The organism is Polaromonas sp. P1_E3, from assembly GCF_056405935.1.
The window spans coordinates 1-1340 of sequence record NZ_JBFUBD010000585.1 but is presented as its reverse complement, the minus strand read 5'-3'; the positions used below and the strand labels follow the sequence as shown (position 1 = coordinate 1340).

The following is a 1340-nucleotide window of genomic DNA, read 5'->3' as shown; positions in this document are numbered from 1 at the left end:
CGCGACATATGCCGTGAAGCGGCCTCGTGACGTGGCGTGTTCGCGTCGGGCGACCAGTTAGCACTCATCGTCGCACACGTCTTCACTCGAAAGCCACTTCGTGCCTTTGCTGTCTATCTTCAGCGTACTCTCTAGCCATATTTCCACTTCCCAGAAGTGCCTGTCATACCAAGCCATGTAGCCCCTTGACGCCTCCTCTATCAGGCAGAGCAGTGTGGTTCGGTCACGCTCCGGGATTGAATGAGATGAAGACACACGCTGGAGCTGCCAGGATGGCGCACCAGGGCCTCCGTGCCCCGACGTTGATAGGCGGAGCGCAACCGAGTCGACAAAGAAAATCCATTCGAAAAAGGCAATTCCGTGTGCGTAATTCTCTCTTGAGAGCAGATACAGAACGGAACGGGATTGGTCATCAACCCATCTCACATTTCGCTCCCCCTGCTGGGTCAGCAATGAGCACGCTTTCGCGTGTTCCGATGCAAAGCTGCTGACCGGCAATGCCAATGATTCTGAAACGAATGCCACAGACGTCCTCTAGATGAGCGAAGATATATTGGGGTCACCAAAGTAGCCGCCCAAGTCTGGCACGATTATCTCTTTTCGGACGAACAACGACGAGTACTTTCAAGCAGCACAATGCTTGGAAAAACATCAAAGCTAACGCGGCGCAAGGCGAGGGTGTTTGTGGAGGGATGAGGGCGTTGAGAGATCGCCTCACCGCCTACTGGCTCGTGCCAAACCTCAGCGCCGACCTGGCACGCGCCCGTTCTGCTTCTACCTCACGGTTGCGCGGCTCGGCGTTGGTCACCAGTGTGCAGATGAGAACCCGTGCTGAGGCTGCTACCTCTTCCACCGCGCGATCGAACGCGGCCTCGTTAGCCTTGGATGGCACGTTGAACCCGCTGAGCTTTCTGACGAWCTGCAGCGAAGCATCGCGGATTTCCAGTTCCGTGGCGGGTGGCTCGAAGTTGAAGAGGGTCTTGATGTTGCGGCACATGGCGGCTCCTTGAGGCAAAAGACTTGGAATCACTCCAAAGCTCATTTTGCCGCGCCCCGCAGTCCCTTCGCCCGCGCTGGTTTTACCTATTCGGCGGGCCTGATCACCACGGACTCGGCTGATGCCACAAAGGGTCCGTGGTACACCGCCTCGATGTTGTTGCCGTCCGGGTCCAGCACAAAGGCAGCGTAGTAGCCCGGGTGGTATTGACGCTCGCCTGGCGCACCGTTGTCGGTGCCGCCTGCAGCCAGGGCGGCTTCGTAAAAGGCTTTGACCTCTGCGTGATCTTTGGCCCGGAACGCCAGGTGCACGTGCGAGGTTGGGCCGTCGGCCTGGTCCATCC

At 58.1% G+C, this 1340-nt stretch carries 2 protein-coding genes; both read right to left on the bottom strand.

Going from position 1 to position 1340, the window contains the following annotated elements; all coding sequences use genetic code 11:
* Window positions 1–721: 721 nt before the first annotated feature.
* Window positions 722–997, bottom strand: coding sequence for a DUF2277 domain-containing protein (locus tag AC1D0Z_RS21920; RefSeq protein WP_477660260.1), 276 nt, complete (start codon window positions 995–997; stop codon window positions 722–724).
* Between the two features lie 86 nt (window positions 998–1083).
* Window positions 1084–1340: VOC family protein (locus AC1D0Z_RS21915; RefSeq protein WP_477660259.1), on the bottom strand; the 257-nt coding region annotated here is incomplete at its 5' end.